14 protein-coding genes and 1 pseudogene are annotated in these 18,236 nt (G+C 59.9%); 13 read left to right on the forward strand and 2 right to left on the reverse strand.

What is annotated here, in order from left to right; all coding sequences use genetic code 11:
- Nucleotides 1-185: 185 nt before the first annotated feature.
- Nucleotides 186-1,124, forward strand: a complete 939-nt coding sequence (locus tag WLY71_RS18540) for a hypothetical protein (RefSeq protein WP_347804692.1) — start codon at nucleotides 186-188, stop codon at nucleotides 1,122-1,124.
- A 254-nt stretch (nucleotides 1,125-1,378) separates the two neighbouring features.
- Here WLY71_RS18540 and WLY71_RS18545 read toward each other — a convergent pair whose 3' ends face one another.
- Together WLY71_RS18545 and WLY71_RS18550 are read right to left on the reverse strand one after the other, a co-directional pair.
- Nucleotides 1,379-1,990 (reverse strand): glutathione S-transferase, encoded by a 612-nt coding sequence (locus tag WLY71_RS18545; protein WP_347804693.1) that lies wholly within the window; start codon nucleotides 1,988-1,990, stop codon nucleotides 1,379-1,381.
- A gap of 71 nt (nucleotides 1,991-2,061) precedes the next feature.
- Nucleotides 2,062-2,982 carry a MurR/RpiR family transcriptional regulator gene (locus tag WLY71_RS18550; protein WP_074875619.1) on the reverse strand — a complete coding sequence of 307 codons (921 nt, stop codon included), beginning with the start codon at nucleotides 2,980-2,982 and terminating at the stop codon, nucleotides 2,062-2,064.
- A gap of 311 nt (nucleotides 2,983-3,293) precedes the next feature.
- Here WLY71_RS18550 and WLY71_RS18555 point away from each other — a divergent pair.
- The 12 genes and pseudogenes from WLY71_RS18555 to WLY71_RS18610 all read left to right on the forward strand — a co-directional run.
- A pseudogene (locus WLY71_RS18555) lies at nucleotides 3,294-5,231 on the forward strand (bifunctional 5-dehydro-2-deoxygluconokinase/5-dehydro-2-deoxyphosphogluconate aldolase).
- A 181-nt stretch (nucleotides 5,232-5,412) separates the two neighbouring features.
- Nucleotides 5,413-6,306, forward strand: a complete 894-nt coding sequence (iolE, locus tag WLY71_RS18560; protein ID WP_347804694.1) for a myo-inosose-2 dehydratase — start codon at nucleotides 5,413-5,415, stop codon at nucleotides 6,304-6,306.
- On the forward strand, nucleotides 6,303-7,112 hold the full coding sequence (gene iolB / locus WLY71_RS18565; protein ID WP_347804695.1) for a 5-deoxy-glucuronate isomerase: 810 nt from the start codon (nucleotides 6,303-6,305) through the stop codon (nucleotides 7,110-7,112). The genes iolE and iolB overlap by 4 nt, the downstream gene beginning before the upstream one ends.
- Before the next feature lie 44 nt (nucleotides 7,113-7,156).
- On the forward strand, nucleotides 7,157-8,659 hold the full coding sequence (locus tag WLY71_RS18570; RefSeq protein ID WP_347804696.1) for a CoA-acylating methylmalonate-semialdehyde dehydrogenase: 1,503 nt from the start codon (nucleotides 7,157-7,159) through the stop codon (nucleotides 8,657-8,659).
- 25 nt (nucleotides 8,660-8,684) lie between these two features.
- Entirely contained in the window at nucleotides 8,685-9,506 is an 822-nt protein-coding gene (locus WLY71_RS18575; RefSeq protein ID WP_347804697.1) for a TIM barrel protein, read from the forward strand.
- A gap of 171 nt (nucleotides 9,507-9,677) precedes the next feature.
- A complete protein-coding gene (gene iolD, locus WLY71_RS18580) occupies nucleotides 9,678-11,609 on the forward strand; it encodes a 3D-(3,5/4)-trihydroxycyclohexane-1,2-dione acylhydrolase (decyclizing) (protein ID WP_347804698.1) in 1,932 nt (643 codons plus the stop codon).
- 39 nt (nucleotides 11,610-11,648) lie between these two features.
- On the forward strand, nucleotides 11,649-12,659 hold the full coding sequence (gene iolG, locus WLY71_RS18585) for a bifunctional inositol 2-dehydrogenase/D-chiro-inositol 1-dehydrogenase (protein ID WP_347804699.1): 1,011 nt from the start codon (nucleotides 11,649-11,651) through the stop codon (nucleotides 12,657-12,659).
- Between the two features lie 145 nt (nucleotides 12,660-12,804).
- Nucleotides 12,805-13,665 carry a sugar phosphate isomerase/epimerase family protein gene (locus WLY71_RS18590; protein ID WP_347804700.1) on the forward strand — a complete coding sequence of 287 codons (861 nt, stop codon included), beginning with the start codon at nucleotides 12,805-12,807 and terminating at the stop codon, nucleotides 13,663-13,665.
- Nucleotides 13,666-13,795: 130 nt separating this feature from the next.
- Nucleotides 13,796-14,848 carry a Gfo/Idh/MocA family protein gene (locus WLY71_RS18595; RefSeq protein WP_347804701.1) on the forward strand — a complete coding sequence of 351 codons (1,053 nt, stop codon included), beginning with the start codon at nucleotides 13,796-13,798 and terminating at the stop codon, nucleotides 14,846-14,848.
- A gap of 156 nt (nucleotides 14,849-15,004) precedes the next feature.
- The gene (locus WLY71_RS18600) at nucleotides 15,005-15,931 is read left to right on the forward strand and encodes a sugar ABC transporter substrate-binding protein (RefSeq protein WP_134417173.1); all 927 of its coding nucleotides are present in this window, start codon (nucleotides 15,005-15,007) and stop codon (nucleotides 15,929-15,931) included.
- Nucleotides 15,932-16,001: 70 nt separating this feature from the next.
- Nucleotides 16,002-17,567, forward strand: coding sequence for a sugar ABC transporter ATP-binding protein (locus tag WLY71_RS18605; RefSeq protein ID WP_347804702.1), 1,566 nt, complete (start codon nucleotides 16,002-16,004; stop codon nucleotides 17,565-17,567).
- A gap of 57 nt (nucleotides 17,568-17,624) precedes the next feature.
- The coding region (locus tag WLY71_RS18610; protein ID WP_347804703.1) for an ABC transporter permease at nucleotides 17,625-18,236 on the forward strand (612 nt) is incomplete at its 3' end.

Genomic DNA, 18,236 nt, shown 5'->3' on the forward strand with positions numbered 1-18,236 from the left:
GGTCAACAATGCATAAAACCCGCCGCAACAGACAGTTCCTTGCAATTTGCATGGCCATTGGAAGTTCAAACTTTATAAGTGATTGAAAACCAGCAATTTACTTAAAGTTGGCGACTGGCACGGTGACTGCATTTCCTCCGTTGAAGAGTTGTAACACCATCTTTCCTGCCTGGAGCGATATAACAATGAATAGATCCTCTGATGGTTTCTATCCTGCCTTCGAAGAAACGAGCACGCTCTCTGGCGTGTCCTGGGGGGCGATCTTCGCGGGGGCCGCTGCGGCGGCGGCGTTGTCGTTGATTCTCGTGCTGCTCGGCTTTGGCCTGGGTTTTTCGGCGGTGTCGCCGTGGGCCAATGAAGGGGTGAGCGCCAAGGGCCTCGGCATTTCAACGATTGTCTGGCTGGCCGCTACGCAAATCGTGGCTTCCGGGCTTGGCGGTTACATCGCCGGTCGTCTGCGGGTGAAGTGGGCTTACATGCACGGTGATGAGGTTTACTTCCGTGACACCGCCCATGGTTTTCTCGCCTGGTGCGTGGCGACGCTGGTGACGGCGACGCTGGTGGTCGGCTCGGTCAGCAGCATTGTCGGCGGTGGCGTGCAGGCCGGGGCGAGTGTAGTCGGTGGCGCCGCGAGTGCCGCGACGCTGGCGGCGGGTACCGCGGCAAGCACTACCAGCAGTGACCCGTACGGTTACTTTGTCGACAGCCTGTTCCGCGATGATCGCCCGACTGCGGTCAGTGATGACGCCGTTCATGGCACCGTGACCCGCATCTTCGTGCGCAGCCTGAGCAACGACGGTCAGCTGGCTGCTGAAGATCGCACCTACCTGGCGCAATTGGTCGCCCAACGGACCAACCTCACTCAAGCGGACGCTGAACGTCGCGTTGATGAAGTGTATGCCCGCACTCAAAAAGCCGTGGCCGACGCCAAGCTCGCCGCCAAACAAGCGGCCGACACCGCCGCCAAAGTCGCTGCCTGGACTTCGCTGTGGATGTTCATCGCGCTGCTGATTGGCGCGTTTTTCGCCAGCCTTGCTGCAACTTTCGGTGGTCGTCGTCGGGATGCGGTCGAGTACCTCGAAACCGACGCTTATGTATCCACCACTTCAGTACTTGTTCGTTAACCCAGGAGAACTCTCATGCGCTCACTACTGCTGCTCTTTCTTGGCATACCCATCCCGATCATCATCCTGATCGCTCTGTTCACCTGATACCACTGGGGCTCATGCCTCCGCCGCTTCTACTTTGGGTAGAAGCGGCGTTTTGCGGTTTTGGGGCGAAACAAGGTCAAAAGATCGCAGGCTGCGCCAGCTCCTACGGATGTATGCGGATCCCTGTAGGCGCTGGCGCAGCCTGCGATCTTTTGATCTTTAAACCATCATTCGATCGGTGTACTGACAAAATCCTCAAGCCCTTCGGCATACGCCGTAAACGCACTGATCTGTGGAAACCGATTCACATCCACCTGATCCGGCACCACCAGATTGGTGAAACTCCACGCCACCGCCAACGTAATCCCGTCTTGAGCAATCGTCCCATCAGTCTTCAGCGGCTGCATTTCCAGCTCCCGCTCCAGCGCCGAATAGGCGGCCGCCAATTGCCCTTCAACCCGCTCCACCCAGGGTTCAAACTGAATTTCCGCTGGCCGCAGGTTGCGTTCGTAGTAGAGCTGCACGGACTTTTCGCACGCCGCCAGCCCCAGGCCGATCAGGCGCAATGAGCGCAGGCGTTGATCGAGATCGTCGGGCATCAGGCTGTTGCCAGGACCGGCCAAGGCTTCCAGATAATCGATGATCAGCGTGGAGTCGATCAACACTTCACCGTCGTCGAGCACCAGGGTGGGCGCCTTGACCACCGGGTTGATCTGCTGGAATTGCTCGAAATGCCGAAACACCGAAACCGACTGGTGTTCCAGTGGGATGCCAAGGCGTTTGGCGGAGATGGCGACGCGCCGCACGTAGGGTGAATCCAGCATGCCGATCAGCTTCATTGAACCGCTCCTTCAGATGTCCATGTTGGACAACCTTAGCTGAGGTTCAGCGAGCTGGAAACGGCGTGCTGCTAATCCTCGAAGCCGACCTGTTCGTGAATCTCATCGACCTTCAATTCCAGCCGATAGGCCACGGCAATAAACAGCGCCTGGCACAAGCACAGTGTGGCACTCAGCGAACGGAAGGCAAACGAACTGCCTTCGTTGACCAGCAGCACGGTGTTGGCGCGCTTGGCCAGGGGCGAGAGGTTGCTGTCGGTGATGATCAGGGTTTTCGCCTGGTTGTGCTGGGCGATGCGCAGGCAGTGTTGGGTTTCCTTGCCGTAGGGCGTGAAGCTGATGGCGATCACCAGGTCATTGGCGCGCACGCTGCGCATCTGCTCGCGGTAGCTGCCGCCGAGCCCCGAGACCAGGTGGATGCGTTTGTTGGTGTGTTGCAGGTTGTAGACCAGGTAATCGGCCACCGCGAACGAACGACGCACCCCGACCACGTAGATGTTGTCGGCATTCACCACCAGGTCGACGGCCTTGTCGAAGGCCTGGTCATCGAGTTCCAGCCCCAGCCGTTCGATGCCCGACAGGGTCGCATTGATGCACTCGCGCGCCAGGTCGCCGCCGCTGGCCTTCTGCGACTTGTTGGCGATCATGCTGCGAATGCGCTGCTGGTAGTTCTGAACCGGCGTGGTCTTGTGGGTATAGGCCTCGCGGAACAGCGCCTGCATTTCGCTGAAGCCGCTGAACCCGAAACGCTGGGAAAACCGCACGATCGCCGACGGGTGCACTTCGCACTCGCGGGCGATGTCGCTGATGCGGTCGACCATGATCCGGTCGCTCTGCTGGCTCATGTAACTGGCGATGCGTTTGAGCTGCCGCGGCAGGCTTTCATATTCGTTGGTGATCAGCTGCAGCAGACGCTCGGCGTTGATCGGGGGGCTGGCGAGATCGCTGTCGGGCGTGCTCTCGGTCGTCGCCGGCTGATCGGTGCGGGTCATAAGGAATCCTTCTGGCTTGTTCTTATAGGGAGGACGGATGCCGTCATCCCCTGACAATAGGTTGGCTGTGCGCAGTCTACAGGGTAGGCCGGAATAAAATCTTGAGCTTGCGGTCAGTACGAGGTGTGCTGAAACGATGCACTGCCTCTGGAACACTTGTACCAAAGCTTATTGGAAAAAATATTCCACGTAAAAATTATTTGGAATAATTATTGATTGTTCGGTCCCGGACGTTTTAGTCTGCATCCACCAAGAGTGTTCGGCGCGGCCATCGCCCCGAACGCAGGCTGATAAAAATAACAGGAGCCAGCATGGGCCAGACTCGTTTTGCCAGTGGGCGTCAATTGGATCTGATTTGCCTGGGGCGCCTAGGCGTCGACCTCTATGCGCAGCAAGTCGGAGCGCGGTTGGAAGATGTTTCAAGCTTCGCCAAATACCTCGGCGGGTCGTCCGCCAACATCGCTTTCGGCACGGCTCGGCTGGGCCTGAAATCGGCGATGCTGAGCCGGGTAGGGGACGACCACATGGGCCGCTTCCTCGTAGAATCCCTGACCCGCGAAGGTTGCGACGTCACTGGCATCAAGGTCGATCCGGAACGCCTCACCGCCATGGTCTTGCTGGGCCTCAAGGATCGCGAAACCTTTCCTTTGGTCTTCTACCGTGAAAACTGTGCCGACATGGCACTGCGGGCCGAAGACATCAGCGAAGCCTTCATCGCCTCCAGCAAAGCCTTGCTGATCACCGGCACCCATTTCTCCACCGACGGCGTCTACAAGGCGAGCATCCAGGCGCTGGATTACGCCGAGAAGCACAACGTCAAACGGGTGCTGGACATCGACTATCGCCCGGTGCTCTGGGGTCTCGCCGGCAAGGCCGACGGCGAAACCCGTTTCGTCGCCGACCAGAACGTCAGCCAGCATGTGCAGAAAATCCTCCCGCGTTTCGACCTGATCGTCGGCACGGAAGAAGAATTCCTGATTGCCGGTGGCTCCGAGGATTTGCTCACCGCGCTGCGCAATGTTCGCCGCCTGAGCGATGCCACGTTGGTGGTCAAGCTCGGCCCGCAGGGCTGCACGGTGATTCACGGGGTGATCCCGGCACGTTTTGAAGACGGCGCCATTTACCCCGGCGTTCGGGTAGAAGTGTTGAATGTGCTGGGCGCCGGCGATGCCTTCATGTCGGGCTTCCTAGCCGGTTGGCTGGAGGATGCGAGCGACGAGCGCTGCTGCCAGTTGGCCAATGCCTGCGGCGGTCTGGTGGTGTCGCGCCATGCCTGCGCACCGGCAATGCCGACCCGTGCCGAACTCGACTATCTGTTCAACAGCCCGGTGCCGATTACCCGGCCGGATCAGGACGCGGTGTTGCAGCGTCTGCATCAGGTCAGCGTGCCGCGCAAACAGTGGAAGCAGCTGTTCATTTTTGCTTTCGACCATCGCGGGCAACTGGTGGAACTGGCGCACAAGGGCGGTCGCGACCTGAGCGCCATCGGCGAACTCAAGCAACTGTTTATCAAAGCCGTGGAGCGGGTCGAAGCCGATTTGCGCGAGCAAGGTATCGAGGCCGATGTCGGGCTGTTGGCCGATCAACGCTTCGGCCAGGACTCGCTGAACGCCGCCACCGGTCGCGGCTGGTGGGTGGCGCGTCCGGTGGAAGTGCAGGGTTCGCGGCCTTTGGCTTTCGAACATGGGCGCTCCATCGGCAGCAACCTGATTGCCTGGCCGCAGGAACAAATCATCAAGTGCCTGGTGCAATTTCACCCCGACGACGAACCGCTGCTGCGTCTGGAACAGGAAGCGCAGATCAAGGGTTTGTACCAGGCATCCCAGGTCAGCGGTCATGAGCTGCTGCTGGAAATCATCCCGCCCAAGGATCATCCCTCGACCCATCCGGACGTGCTGTACCGCGCCCTCAAACGCGTCTACAACCTGGGCATTTAGCCGGCGTGGTGGAAGATCGAAGCGCAGAGCGCCGAGGAGTGGAAACAACTCGACGAACTGATTCAAGAGCGTGATCCGTACTGCCGAGGCGTGGTGTTGCTGGGCCTGAATGCACCGGCAGCAGCACTGGCCGAAGGGTTTCAACAGGCCAGCCAGAGCCAGACTTGCCGCGGGTTTGCAGTCGGCCGAACGATTTTCCAGGAGCCGAGCCGCGCGTGGATGGCCGGTGAAATCGACGATGAGGCGCTGATCCGTCAGGTGCAGGGCACGTTCGTTGAACTGATCGATGCCTGGCGTACTGCCCGAAGCTGAACATTTTCAATGTGTGAACACTGAACCTGTGGGAGCGAGCTTGCTCGCGATAGCTGACTGACAGTCAACATTATTGGCGCCTGACACACCGCCATCGTCGGAACGCCGCCCGGAGCAAGCTCGCTCCCACAGGGTTTTGTGTCGCTCTTACTGGTTAGGTAAAACAATAAAAGGTGCAGCCATGCCCGCTATTCGAATTGGCATCAACCCGATCTCCTGGAGCAACGACGACCTGCCGTCCCTCGGTGGCGAGACGCCGCTGAGCACCGCCCTGAGCGAAGGCAAGGAAATCGGCTACGAAGGTTTCGAACTCAACGGCAAGTTCCCCAAAGACGCCAAGGGTGTCGGCGACGTGCTGCGGCCTTACGACCTGGCGCTGGTGTCCGGTTGGTATTCCAGCCGTCTGGCCCGTCGCTCGGTAGCCGAAGAAATCGACGCCATCGGCAGCCATGTCGAGCTGTTGGCGAAGAACGGCGCCAAGGTGTTGGTGTACGGTGAAGTCGCCGACTCCATTCAAGGCCAGCGCATTCCGCTGGTTGAACGCCCGCGTTTTCATACCGAACAGGCCTGGCAGGAATACGCCGACAAGCTCAGCGAACTGGCGCGCTTCACCTTGTCCCAAGGCGTGCGCCTCGCGTATCACCACCACATGGGCGCCTACGTCGAATCCCCGGCAGACATCGATAAATTGATGGCGTTGACCGGTAGTGAAGTCGGCCTGCTGTTCGATTCGGGCCATTGCTATATGGGTGGCGGCGAACCGTTGCAGGTGCTGCGCAAACACATCGAACGCATCTGTCACGTGCATTTCAAGGACGTACGCAAACCGGTGGTGCAACTGGCACGCAACAATCTGTGGAGTTTCCCGGACTGCATCATCAACGGCACCTTCACCGTGCCCGGCGATGGCGACATCGACTTCGGCGCCTTGCTCGACGTGCTGCTGGCGGCCGATTACCACGGCTGGCTGGTGGTCGAAGCCGAACAGGACCCCGCGGTGGCGCCAAGTTATGTCTACGCCAAAAAAGGCTACGACACCTTGCGCACGCTGCTCGACGAGAGGACTGCATTATGAGCCTGCTGGTCAAAAGCAACGCCCGTGGCCGGACCATGGTCGAGCTGGGCAAAGGTGAGCTGGAATACGTTGGTTTCGCCGCTTACCGCCTGAGTCTGGGTGAAACCCTGCCGATGTCGGCCGGTGATAAAGAACTGTGCCTGGTGCTGCTCAGCGGCCGGGTCAGCATCAAGGGTGAAGCACCGGGGCAGGGCGCGTTCGACTGGGACAACATCGGCGATCGTCAGTCGGTGTTCGAAGACAAATCACCCTTCGCCGCGTACTTGCCGCCGGGCAGTCAGGCGCAAGTGGTCGCGCTCAGCGATGTGCAAATCGCCGTGTGCGCCGCGCCCGGTTCGACGAGCAACGGCATTGGCCCACGGCTGATCAAACCCGACACCATGAAGCGCAGCGTGCGCGGCAAGGGCGCGAACACCCGTTACGTCTGCGACATCCTGCCGGATACCGAACGGGCCCATTCGCTGCTGGTGGTGGAAGTGCGCACGCCATCGGGTCACTCGTCGAGCTACCCGCCGCACAAGCACGACACCGACGATTTGCCGCACCAGAGTTTTCTCGAAGAAACCTATTACCACCAGATCAAACCGCCCCAGGGCTTCGTGTTCCAGCGGGTGTACACCGACGATCGCAGCATCGATCAGGCCATGGCCGTGGAAAACAGCGACCTCGTGGTTGTGCCCAAGGGCTATCACCCGGTCAGCGTGCCGTACGGCTACGAGTCGTACTACCTGAACGTGATGGCCGGCCCGAAACGAGTCTGGCAGTTCCATAACGATCCGCAGCACAGCTGGCTGATGGATCTCTGAACTAAAAAGCCTGAATTCCAACCTCTGCACGGAGAACACGATCAATGAGCGACGCCCCGATCATCGGCCATTACATCCACGGTCAAGTGCAAGACAGCAGCAGCGAACGGTTCAGCAGCGTCTTCAACCCGGCCACCGGCAGCGTTCAGGCGCGCGTCGGGCTGGCCAGCCAGAAGACCGTCGACGAAGCCGTCGCCTCGGCCCTGAAAGCCTTTCCGGCCTGGTCCGAACAATCGTCCCTGCGCCGTTCGCGGGTGATGTTCAAGTTCAAGGAACTGCTCGACCTTCATCACGATGAGCTGGCAGAAATCATCAGCCGCGAACACGGCAAGGTGTTTTCGGACGCCAAGGGCGAAGTCACCCGGGGCATCGAAATTGTCGAGTATGCCTGCGGTGCGCCGAACCTGCTGAAAACCGAGTTCAGCGACAACATCGGCGGCGGCATTGATAACTGGAACCTGCGTCAGCCGCTGGGCGTGTGTGCCGGCGTCACGCCGTTCAACTTCCCGGTGATGGTGCCGCTGTGGATGATCCCGCTGGCGCTGATCACCGGTAACTGCTTCATCCTCAAGCCGTCCGAGCGCGATCCGTCCGCCAGTGTGCTGATGGCCCGTCTGTTGAGCGAAGCCGGTTTGCCGGACGGTGTGTTCAACGTGGTCCAGGGTGACAAGACCGCCGTCGACGCCTTGCTGCAACACCCGGACATCGAGGCGATTTCCTTTGTCGGCTCGACGCCGATTGCCGAGTACATCCACCAGCAAGCCACCTCCCGCGGCAAGCGCGTGCAGGCGCTGGGCGGGGCGAAGAATCACATGATCGTCATGCCTGACGCGGATCTGGATCAAGCGGCGGATGCCTTGATCGGCGCGGCTTACGGCTCGGCCGGCGAGCGCTGCATGGCGATTTCGATTGCCGTGGCGGTGGGCGATGTCGGCGACCCACTGATTGCCAAACTGCTGCCGCGTATCGATCAACTGAAAGTCGGCAACGGCCTGAAGGGCGACAGCGACATGGGGCCGCTGGTGACCGCCGAGCACAAGGCCAAAGTCGAAGGTTTCATCGACGAAGGCGTGGCCCAGGGCGCGCAGTTGATTGTCGATGGTCGCAACTTCAAGGTGCCGGGCGCCGAGAACGGCTTCTTCGTCGGCGCGACACTGTTCGATAACGTCACGACCGAGATGAGCATCTACCAACAGGAAATTTTCGGCCCGGTGCTGGGCATCGTTCGGGTACCGGATTTCGCCAGCGCCGTCGCGTTGATCAACGCCCACGAGTTCGGCAACGGCGTGTCCTGTTTCACCCGCGACGGCGGCATCGCCCGAGCCTTCGCCCGCACCATCAAGGTCGGCATGGTCGGCATCAACGTGCCGATTCCGGTGCCGATGGCCTGGCACTCTTTCGGCGGCTGGAAACGCTCGCTGTTCGGCGATCACCACGCTTACGGCGAAGAAGGCATCCGCTTCTACAGCCGTTACAAAAGCGTGATGCAGCGCTGGCCTGACAGCATCGCCAAGGGCCCTGAATTCAGCATGCCGACGGCCAACTAATTCACCTGTGCGGAGAACAAAAACAATGAGCAAACCCCTGCGTTTCGCCCTGAACCGTATGGTCGCCCCACGTTTGTCCCTGCCCGCGTTCATCGAGTTGGCGGTGACCCTCAAGGCCGACGCCATCGAGATTCGCAACGACCTTAAAGGCGTCGAGATCGAAGACGGCACCGCACCCGAGCGCGTCCGTGAGTTGTGTGCCGCCAAAGGCATTACCGTGCTATCGATCAACGCGCTGTATCCGTTTGATGTGTGGAATGACGAGCGCCGAGCACAGGCCTTGAAGCTGGCCGCTTACGCCCGTGATTGCGGCGCACAAGGGTTGGTCATGTGTCCGCTCAATGACCGTGCCGACCCGCGTACTGAGGCCGCACGCGCTTCAGGTCTGCGCACGGCGTTGACTGAACTGGCGCCGATCCTGCGCGAACACGGCATTCTCGGTTTCATCGAACCGCTGGGTTTCGAAGAGTGCTCACTGCGCCGCAAGCGCACGGCAGTGGACGCGATCAAGGCCATCGGCGGGCTGGATGTGTTCCGTCTGGTTCACGACACCTTTCACCATCACCTGGCTGGCGAACATGAGTTCTTCCCCGAACTGACCGGGCTGGTGCACATCTCCGGCGTCGAAGATGCCGAGGCACCGCTGGCGACCATTCGCGACGGCCACCGGGTGCTGGTGGGCGAGGGCGACATCCTTGGCAACGCGGCGCAAATCGACACCTTGCTCAGCAGCGGTTACAGCGGCTACCTGTCGTTCGAACCGTTTGCCGACAGCGTCCATGGCCTGGCGGATATCCAGCAGGCGATCGGCGCAAGCATGGATCACCTGCAAAAATCCCTGGCCTGACACCGTTATCAGGTTGATGGAGATCCAATGTGGGAGCGAGCTTGCTCGCGATTGCAGTGTGTCAGGCAACATCAATGTTGGATGTGCCGACGCCATCGCGAGCAAGCTCGCTCCCACAATGATCAGTGTTCACAGCACATACCGGATTTAGCTTCAAAGGAAGGTGCAAGCATGACCACAACACGACTGACCATGGCCCAGGCCCTGGTGAAATTCCTCGATAACCAGTACATCGAGGTCGATGGGGTTCAAAGCAAATTCGTCGCCGGGATCTTTACCATTTTCGGCCACGGTAACGTACTGGGTCTGGGCCAGGCCCTGGAGCAGGACAGCGGTGACCTGATCGTCCATCAGGGTCGCAACGAGCAAGGCATGGCCCACGCGGCCATCGGTTTCGCCAAGCAACACCTGCGGCGCAAGATCTACGCCTGCTCCTCATCGGTAGGCCCAGGCGCGGCGAACATGCTGACCGCCGCCGCGACGGCGACTGCCAACCGCATTCCCTTGCTGCTGTTGCCCGGCGATGTCTATGCCTGCCGCCAGCCAGACCCGGTGCTGCAACAGATCGAGCAGTTCCACGACCTGAGCATCAGCACCAACGACGCATTCAAGGCCGTGAGCAAATACTGGGACCGCATCAACCGTCCCGAGCAGTTGATGACGGCGGCGATCCACGCCATGCGTGTGCTGACCGACCCTTCCGAAACCGGCGCGGTGACCCTGGCCTTGCCACAAGACGTGCAGGCCGAGGCCTACGACTACCCCGATTACTTCCTGCAAAAACGCGTGCACCGCATCGAACGTCGTCCGGCGACTGAAGCGATGCTGGGTGATGCGCTGGCGCTGTTCAAAGGCAAGCGCAAGCCGCTGATCATTTGCGGTGGCGGGGTCAGATACTCTGGCGCCAATGCCGCGTTGCAGGCGTTTGCCGAGCGCTTTGATATTCCCTTCGCCGAAACCCAGGCCGGCAAGAGTGCGGTGGTGTCCAGTCACCCGCTGAACGTGGGCGGAATTGGTGAAACCGGCTGTCTGGCGGCGAATCTGTTGGCCAGGGATGCGGATCTGATCATCGGTGTCGGCACTCGCTACAGCGATTTCACCACCGCTTCGAAGTCCCTGTTCCAGCACCCGGACGTGCAATTTCTCAACCTCAACATCAGTCCCTGCGATGCCTTGAAGCTCGACGGCGTGCAACTGTTGGCGGACGCCAAAGTCGGGCTGCAAGCCTTGGCTGAAGCCTTGGGCGATTACCATTCTGCGTGGGGCGATCAACCGCGTCAGGCCAAGGCTCAACTGGACGAGGAAGTCGACCGCATCTATCAGGTCGAATACCAGAGCAAAGATTTCATCCCGGAAATCAACGACCACATGGACCCGGCGGTGCTGCGCGAATTCATCGAGCTGACCGGTTCCTGCCTGACCCAGAGCCGCGTGCTCGGCGTGCTCAATGAAACCCTCGCCGATGACGCCGTGATCGTCGCCGCCGCCGGCAGCCTGCCCGGTGACTTGCAGCGCAGCTGGCGCAGCAAGGGCGTGAACACCTATCACGTCGAGTACGGCTATTCCTGCATGGGTTACGAGGTCAACGCCGCACTGGGCGTGAAACTCGCCGAGCCGGATCGCGAGGTCTACGCGTTGGTCGGCGACGGCTCTTACATGATGCTGCATTCCGAACTGGCGACCTCGATTCAGGAGCGACGCAAGATCAACGTGGTGTTGCTGGACAACATGACCTTCGGTTGCATCAACAACCTGCAGATGGAACACGGCATGGACAGCTTCGGCACCGAGTTCCGGTTCCGCAACCCGGAAACCGGCAAGCTCGACGGCGGTTTCGTGCCGGTGGATTTCGCCATGAGCGCGGCGGCCTATGGCTGCAAGACCTACAAAGTGAACACGGTCGAAGAACTGAGCGCTGCATTGGCCGATGCGCGATTGCAGACCGTGTCGACGCTGATCGACATCAAGGTTCTGCCCAAAACCATGATTCACAAATACCTGTCGTGGTGGCGGGTCGGCGTGGCGCAAGTCTCCACCAGCGCCCGCACCGATGCGGTGGCCAAGACCCTGAATGAACGACTGGCCAAGGCCCGTCAGTACTGATTGCCCTGAACGAACAACAACAAGTCTAGGAGTCTTTACATGTCTTTGAAGATCGGAGTTATTGGCACCGGGGCCATCGGCCAGGACCACATTCGTCGTTGCAGCCAGACCTTGCTCAACAGCCAGGTGGTCGCGGTTACCGACATCAACTTGCAGCAAGCCGCGAAGGTCGTTTCCGACCTGAAGCTGACCGCCGAGGTCTATCCTGACGGTCACGCGCTGATCAAGGCGCCCGAAGTCGAAGCGATCCTCGTCACCTCCTGGGGCCCGAGCCACGAAGAGTTTGTGCTGGCAGCGATTACGGCGGGTAAGCCGGTGTTCTGCGAGAAGCCGCTGGCGGTCACCGCTGAAGGCTGCCGCAAAATCGTCGAGGCCGAAGTGGCCCATGGCAAGCGCCTGGTGCAGGTCGGCTTCATGCGTCCATATGACGAAGGTTATCGGGCACTGAAAGCAGTGATCGACAGCGGTCAGATCGGCGAACCGTTGATGTTGCACTGCGCGCACCGCAACCCGACCGTGGGGGAAAACTACAAGACCGACATGGCGATCACCGACACGCTGATCCATGAGCTGGACGTGTTGCGCTGGTTGCTCGACGACGATTACGTGTCGGTGCAAGTGGTGTTCCCGCGCAAGAGCAGCAAGGCCCTCGCGCATTTGAAAGACCCGCAGATCGTGCTGCTGGAAACTGCCAAGGGCACGCGCATTGACGTGGAAGTGTTCGTTAACTGCCAATACGGCTACGACATCCAGTGCGAAGTGGTGGGGGAGACCGGCATCGCCAAACTGCCAGAGCCGTCGCAGGTTCAATTGCGCAGCGGGGCGAAGTTGTCCAACGCGATTTTGATGGACTGGAAGGATCGGTTTATTGCCGCGTACGACGTTGAGTTGCAGGCGTTCATCGATGGTGTGCGGGCCGGGCAGGTCGGTGGCCCGTCAGCGTGGGATGGCTTCGCCGCTGCCGTAGCAGCAGACGCGTGTATCGAAGCGCAGAACAGCGGGGCGATCGTCAAAGTCGGCCTGCCAGACCGCCCACACTTCTACGGCTAACCCGATCCCCTGTAGGAGCTGCCGAGTGAAACGAGGCTGCGATCTTTTGATCTTGATCTTAAAAATCAAAAGATCGCAGCCTCGTTTCACTCGACAGCTCCTACAGGGGGGGCGGTGTCGAATTTGGGTGAAGGAGAACAATAAAATGCGCATCGCACTAGACCCCTACATGTACCGTACTTTGTCCCTGGGCAAGATGGTCGATAAGGCCGCCGAGCTCGGTTACGAACACATCGAACTCTCGCCCCGGGAAGATTTCCTGCCGTTCTACAAAGCCCCGCGAGTCGACAAGGCGCGGATCAAGGAATTTCGCAAAGCCCTGAGCGACACCGGGGTCAAGCTCTCTTCCTTGTTACCGATGTACCACTGGGCCGCTGCCGACGAAGGCTTGCGTGTTGCCGCCGTACGCAATTGGAAACGGGCGATCCAGATTGCCGTGGAGATGGACTGCGAGCTGGTCAACACCGAGTTCACCGGTCAGTCAGACAACCCGCTGGTGTGCGAGAACCAGTTCATGCGTTCCATGGATGAGCTGATCCCGGAGTTCGAGCGTGAAGGCATCAAGTTGGATATCCAGGCCCACCCTTACGACTTTTGCGAGCGCAACAACGAATCGGTGGACATCATTCGCGGTCTGGATCGCGAGTGGATCAACTACCTTTACGCGGCGCCGCACACCTTCTTCTATGACGACGGCAAAGGCGATATCGCCTCGATGCTCAAGTATGCCGGGTCGAAGCTGAGCCACCTGATCATCGCCGACACCTACAACCACAAGGCTTCTTCCGGCTTGCGCTACATCGTCAACCCGCCGGGTGTCGTCGCCACCGTGCACCAGCATCTGGACATCGGTCAGGGTGAGGTCGATTGGGATGCGTTTTTCGGCACCTTGCGCGAGATTCAGTTCGACGGCATCGCTACGGTCTCGGTGTTCGCCTGGGAAGATCGGCCGGATGAATCCAACCGGATGATGCTCGAGCGCGTCAAAAGCGAACTCTGCCGCTAGCGACCTGCACATCTCCCTGTAGGAGCTGCCGAAGGCTGCGATCTTTTGATTTTGCTTTTGAGACAAGATCAAAAGATCGCAGCCTTCGGCAGCTCCTACAGGGGTCATAACAATAAAAAGGAGAGCATTCATGCGTATCGGACTTGTCGGTTACGGCCATGGCGGCCGGTTTTTCCATGCTCCGCTGATCAGCAGTTTGCCGGCGGCGAAGTTCGTGGGTGTGGTTACCCGTTCACCGGAACGCCGACAATTGCTGGCGGCCGAGCACCCAGGGGTGCCAGCGTTCGACAGCATCGGCCAACTGGTGGAGGCCGGGATCGATGTGCTGGTGGTGTCCACACCGCTCAAGGGTCGTCCGGCACTGGTGCTCGATGGTATCGAACACGGTGTGGCGGTGGTCAGCGACAAACCGTTTGCCGCTGATGCGCAGCAAGCTCAAACCCTGATCACCATGGCCGAGCGCCAGGGCGTGCGGCTCAGCGTCTACCAGAACCGTCGCTGGGACTCGGACTTCCTGACCGTGCGCAAACTCATCGAGTCCGGTGCGCTGGGCCAGGTCACCCGTTTCGAATCGCGGATCGAGCGTTACTCACCACAGGCGGTGAACAACGGCAGTGGCGGTGGCTTCCTTCGCGACTTGGGCAGCCATCTGGTGGATCAGGCGTTGCTGTTGTTCGGCCCGGTGACACGGGTCTACGCCGAACTGGATTACCTGGAAAAAGGCCAGGTCTTCGATAACGGCTTCTTTATGGCCCTGACCCATGCCAGTGGCGTCACCTCCCACCTGGGGGGCAGTTGCCTGCAAAACACCCCCGGCCCGCGCTTTCGGGTGACCGGCACCCAAGGTTGTTACAGCGTCGATGGCCTGGACGGGCAAGAAGCATCGGCACTCGCCGGGCTCTCGCCGAAATCCGAAGGTGAGCGCTGGGGTGTTGAAGAGCATCGCCGCTGGGGCTGGTTCGAACAGGGTGAAGTGCGCGAGCGGGTGCCCTCCGAGCGCGGTTGCTGGAATCAGTTCTATTTACAGCTGCAAGCCGCGTTGCAGAGCGGTGGCCCACTGCCTGTGGACGCCCGTGATGCACTGGCGACCACCCGCGTGCTAGACGCTGCGCGACTGAGCTTCGAGCGGCATCAAGTGGTGGAATTGGGCCCGTTCAAGAGCCATGGAATAAAATCAGAATAAAATTCTAAAATGAGTTGATATAGAAATTATTTTCCAATAAAGTCATTTTCAGCGACCTGCCTCGCAACCTGTTTCAACCCTTTTCCCGCTTGCCTGCCTACTGAAATCGTCACGCCTCATCCATAAAACCAACAAGAATGTGGAGAAAGACTTTTCATGAAGACCAAGATCCGTTTCGCCTCACTTGCCTTGTCCCTGATGTTCGCCAGCGGCGCGGCGCTCGCCGATATGAAGATCGGCGTCAGCATGTCCCAATTCGATGACACCTGGCTGACCTACCTGCGTGAATCCATGGACAAAAAAGCCAAGTCCTATCCCGAGGGCGTGCAGCTGCAATTCGAAGACGCCCGCAGCGACGTGGTCAAGCAGTTGAGCCAGGTCGAAAGCTTCATCAGCCAGAAAGTCGATGCCATCGTGGTCAACCCGGTGGATACCGCCGCCACCAAGAAAATCACCGAAGCCGCCGTCAAGGCCGGCATCCCGCTGGTCTACGTCAACCGCCGCCCCGATGACCTGAAGCTGCCCAAAGGCGTCGTCACTGTCGCCTCCAACGATCTGGAGGCCGGTGAAATGCAGATGCAGTACCTGGCCGACAAAATGGGCGGCAAGGGCGACATCGTGATTCTGCTGGGCGACCTCGCGAACAACTCCACCACCAACCGCACCAAGGGCGTCAAAGACGTTCTGGCCAAATACCCGAACATCAAGATCGAGCAAGAGCAGACCGGCATCTGGTCGCGGGACAAGGGCATGACCCTGGTCAACGACTGGCTGACCCAGGGCCGTAAGTTCGACGCGATCGTGTCCAACAACGACGAGATGGCGATTGGCGCGGCCATGGCCCTGCAACAAGCCGGCGTCGAAAAGGGTAGCGTGCTGATCGCCGGTGTCGACGGTACGCCCGACGGTTTGAACGCGGTGAAGAAGGGCTCCCTGGCTGTCTCGGTGTTCCAGGACGCCAAGGGTCAGGCGGACGGTTCGATCGACACCGCCGTGAAAATGGCCAAGAACGAGCCGGTTGAACAGGCCGTGTGGGTGCCATACCGCTTGATCACCCCGCAAAACGTCGACACGTTCAAATAGCCCGTCCGTTCAATAACAACAATAAATACGCAAGGTGGCGACCGCGACCTTGCTGATGGAGTACCTGATCATGTTCGCTTCAGCGACTGCTTCGAGCACCCCGTTGGTGGGTATCCAGCCAGCTGCAACACCTGTCGATGAGCCGTACCTGCTGGAGATCATCAACGTCAGCAAGGGATTTCCCGGTGTGGTGGCCTTGTCCGATGTGCAGCTTCGGGTACGCCCCGGTTCCGTGCTGGCCCTGATGGGCGAAAACGGCGCGGGCAAATCCACCCTGATGAAAATCATTGCCGGCATCTATCAGCCGGACGGCGGTGAATTGCGCCTGCGGGGCAAACCGGTGGTTTTCGAAACGCCATTGGCTGCGCTCCAGGCCGGAATCGCGATGATCCACCAGGAACTCAACCTGATGCCGCACATGAGCATCGCCGAGAACATCTGGATCGGCCGTGAGCAGCTCAACGGTTTCCATATGATCGACCACCGTGAAATGCATCGCTGCACGGCGAAACTGCTGGAACGCCTGCGGATCAACCTCGATCCGGAAGAGCAGGTCGGCAACCTGAGCATCGCCGAACGGCAGATGGTCGAGATCGCTAAAGCGGTGTCCTACGATTCCGACATCCTGATCATGGACGAACCGACCTCGGCCATTACCGACAAGGAGGTCGCCCATCTGTTCTCGATCATTGCCGACCTCAAGCGTCAAGGCAAAGGCATCATTTACATCACCCACAAAATGAACGAAGTGTTCAGCATCGCCGATGAAGTGGCGGTGTTTCGTGACGGTGCCTACATCGGCCTGCAGCGGGCCGACAGCATGGACGGCGACAGCCTGATTTCGATGATGGTCGGCCGCGAACTGAGCCAGTTGTTTCCGGTGCGCGAGCAGCCGATCGGTGATCTGCTGCTGTCGGTGCGCGACCTCAAACTGGACGGCATTTTCAAAGGTGTTTCCTTCGACCTGCATGCCGGCGAGATCCTCGGCATCGCCGGGTTGATGGGCTCGGGGCGGACTAACGTCGCCGAAGCGATTTTCGGCATCACGCCGAGCGACGGTGGCGAGATTCGTCTCGACGGCGAAGTGCTGCGCATCAGCGATCCGCACATGGCGATCGAGAAGGGCTTCGCGTTACTGACCGAGGATCGCAAGCTCAGCGGCCTGTTCCCGTGCCTGTCGGTGCTGGAGAACATGGAAATGGCGGTGTTGCCGCATTACGCCGGCCACGGTTTCATCCAGCAAAAAGCCCTGCGCGCCTTGTGCGAAGACATGTGCAAGAAGCTGCGGGTCAAAACCCCTTCGCTGGAGCAGTGCATCGACACCTTGTCCGGCGGTAATCAGCAAAAGGCGTTGTTGGCGCGCTGGCTGATGACCAATCCACGGATCCTGATTCTCGACGAGCCGACTCGCGGTATTGACGTCGGCGCCAAGGTCGAGATCTACCGGCTTATTTCCTGCCTCGCCAGCGAAGGCATGGCGGTGATCATGATTTCCTCGGAACTGCCGGAAGTACTTGGCATGAGCGACCGGGTGATGGTCATGCACGAGGGCGACCTGATGGGCACCCTCGACCGCAGCGAAGCGACCCAGGAACGAGTGATGCAATTGGCCTCGGGCATGTCCGCGGTTCACTAATGGATGCCGGCGCTGGTTTTGGCCAGCGTCGGCGACGCGATAGAAGGGTGAGTGTTTATGAACGCGATACTGGAAAACAAGCCAGCAGCGGCACCGGTCAAGAGTCGCCGGCGCTTTCCGACCGAGTTGAGTATTTTCCTGGTGCTGATTGGCATCGGCCTGGTCTTTGAAGTGTTTGGCTGGATCGTGCGCGACCAGAGCTTCCTGATGAACTCCCAGCGTCTGGTGCTGATGATCCTGCAGGTGTCGATCATCGGTCTGCTGGCGATCGGCGTGACCCAGGTCATCATCACCACCGGCATTGACCTGTCCTCCGGCTCGGTGCTCGCGCTGTCGGCGATGATCGCTGCCAGTCTGGCCCAGACGTCGGACTTCGCTCGGGCGGTGTTCCCGTCGCTGACTGACTTGCCGGTGTGGATCCCGGTGATTGCCGGGCTCGGGGTCGGACTGCTGGCGGGGGCGATCAACGGCAGCATCATTGCCATTACCGGTATCCCGCCGTTCATTGCCACCCTCGGCATGATGGTCTCGGCTCGTGGCCTCGCGCGTTACTACACCGAAGGCCAACCGGTGAGCATGCTCTCGGATTCCTACACGGCGATCGGACACGGCGCGATGCCGGTGATCATTTTCCTGGTGGTCGCAGTGATCTTTCACATCGCCCTGCGT

This window comes from Pseudomonas rossensis (assembly GCF_039888995.1).
Taxonomy (GTDB): Bacteria; Pseudomonadota; Gammaproteobacteria; order Pseudomonadales; family Pseudomonadaceae; genus Aquipseudomonas; species Aquipseudomonas rossensis.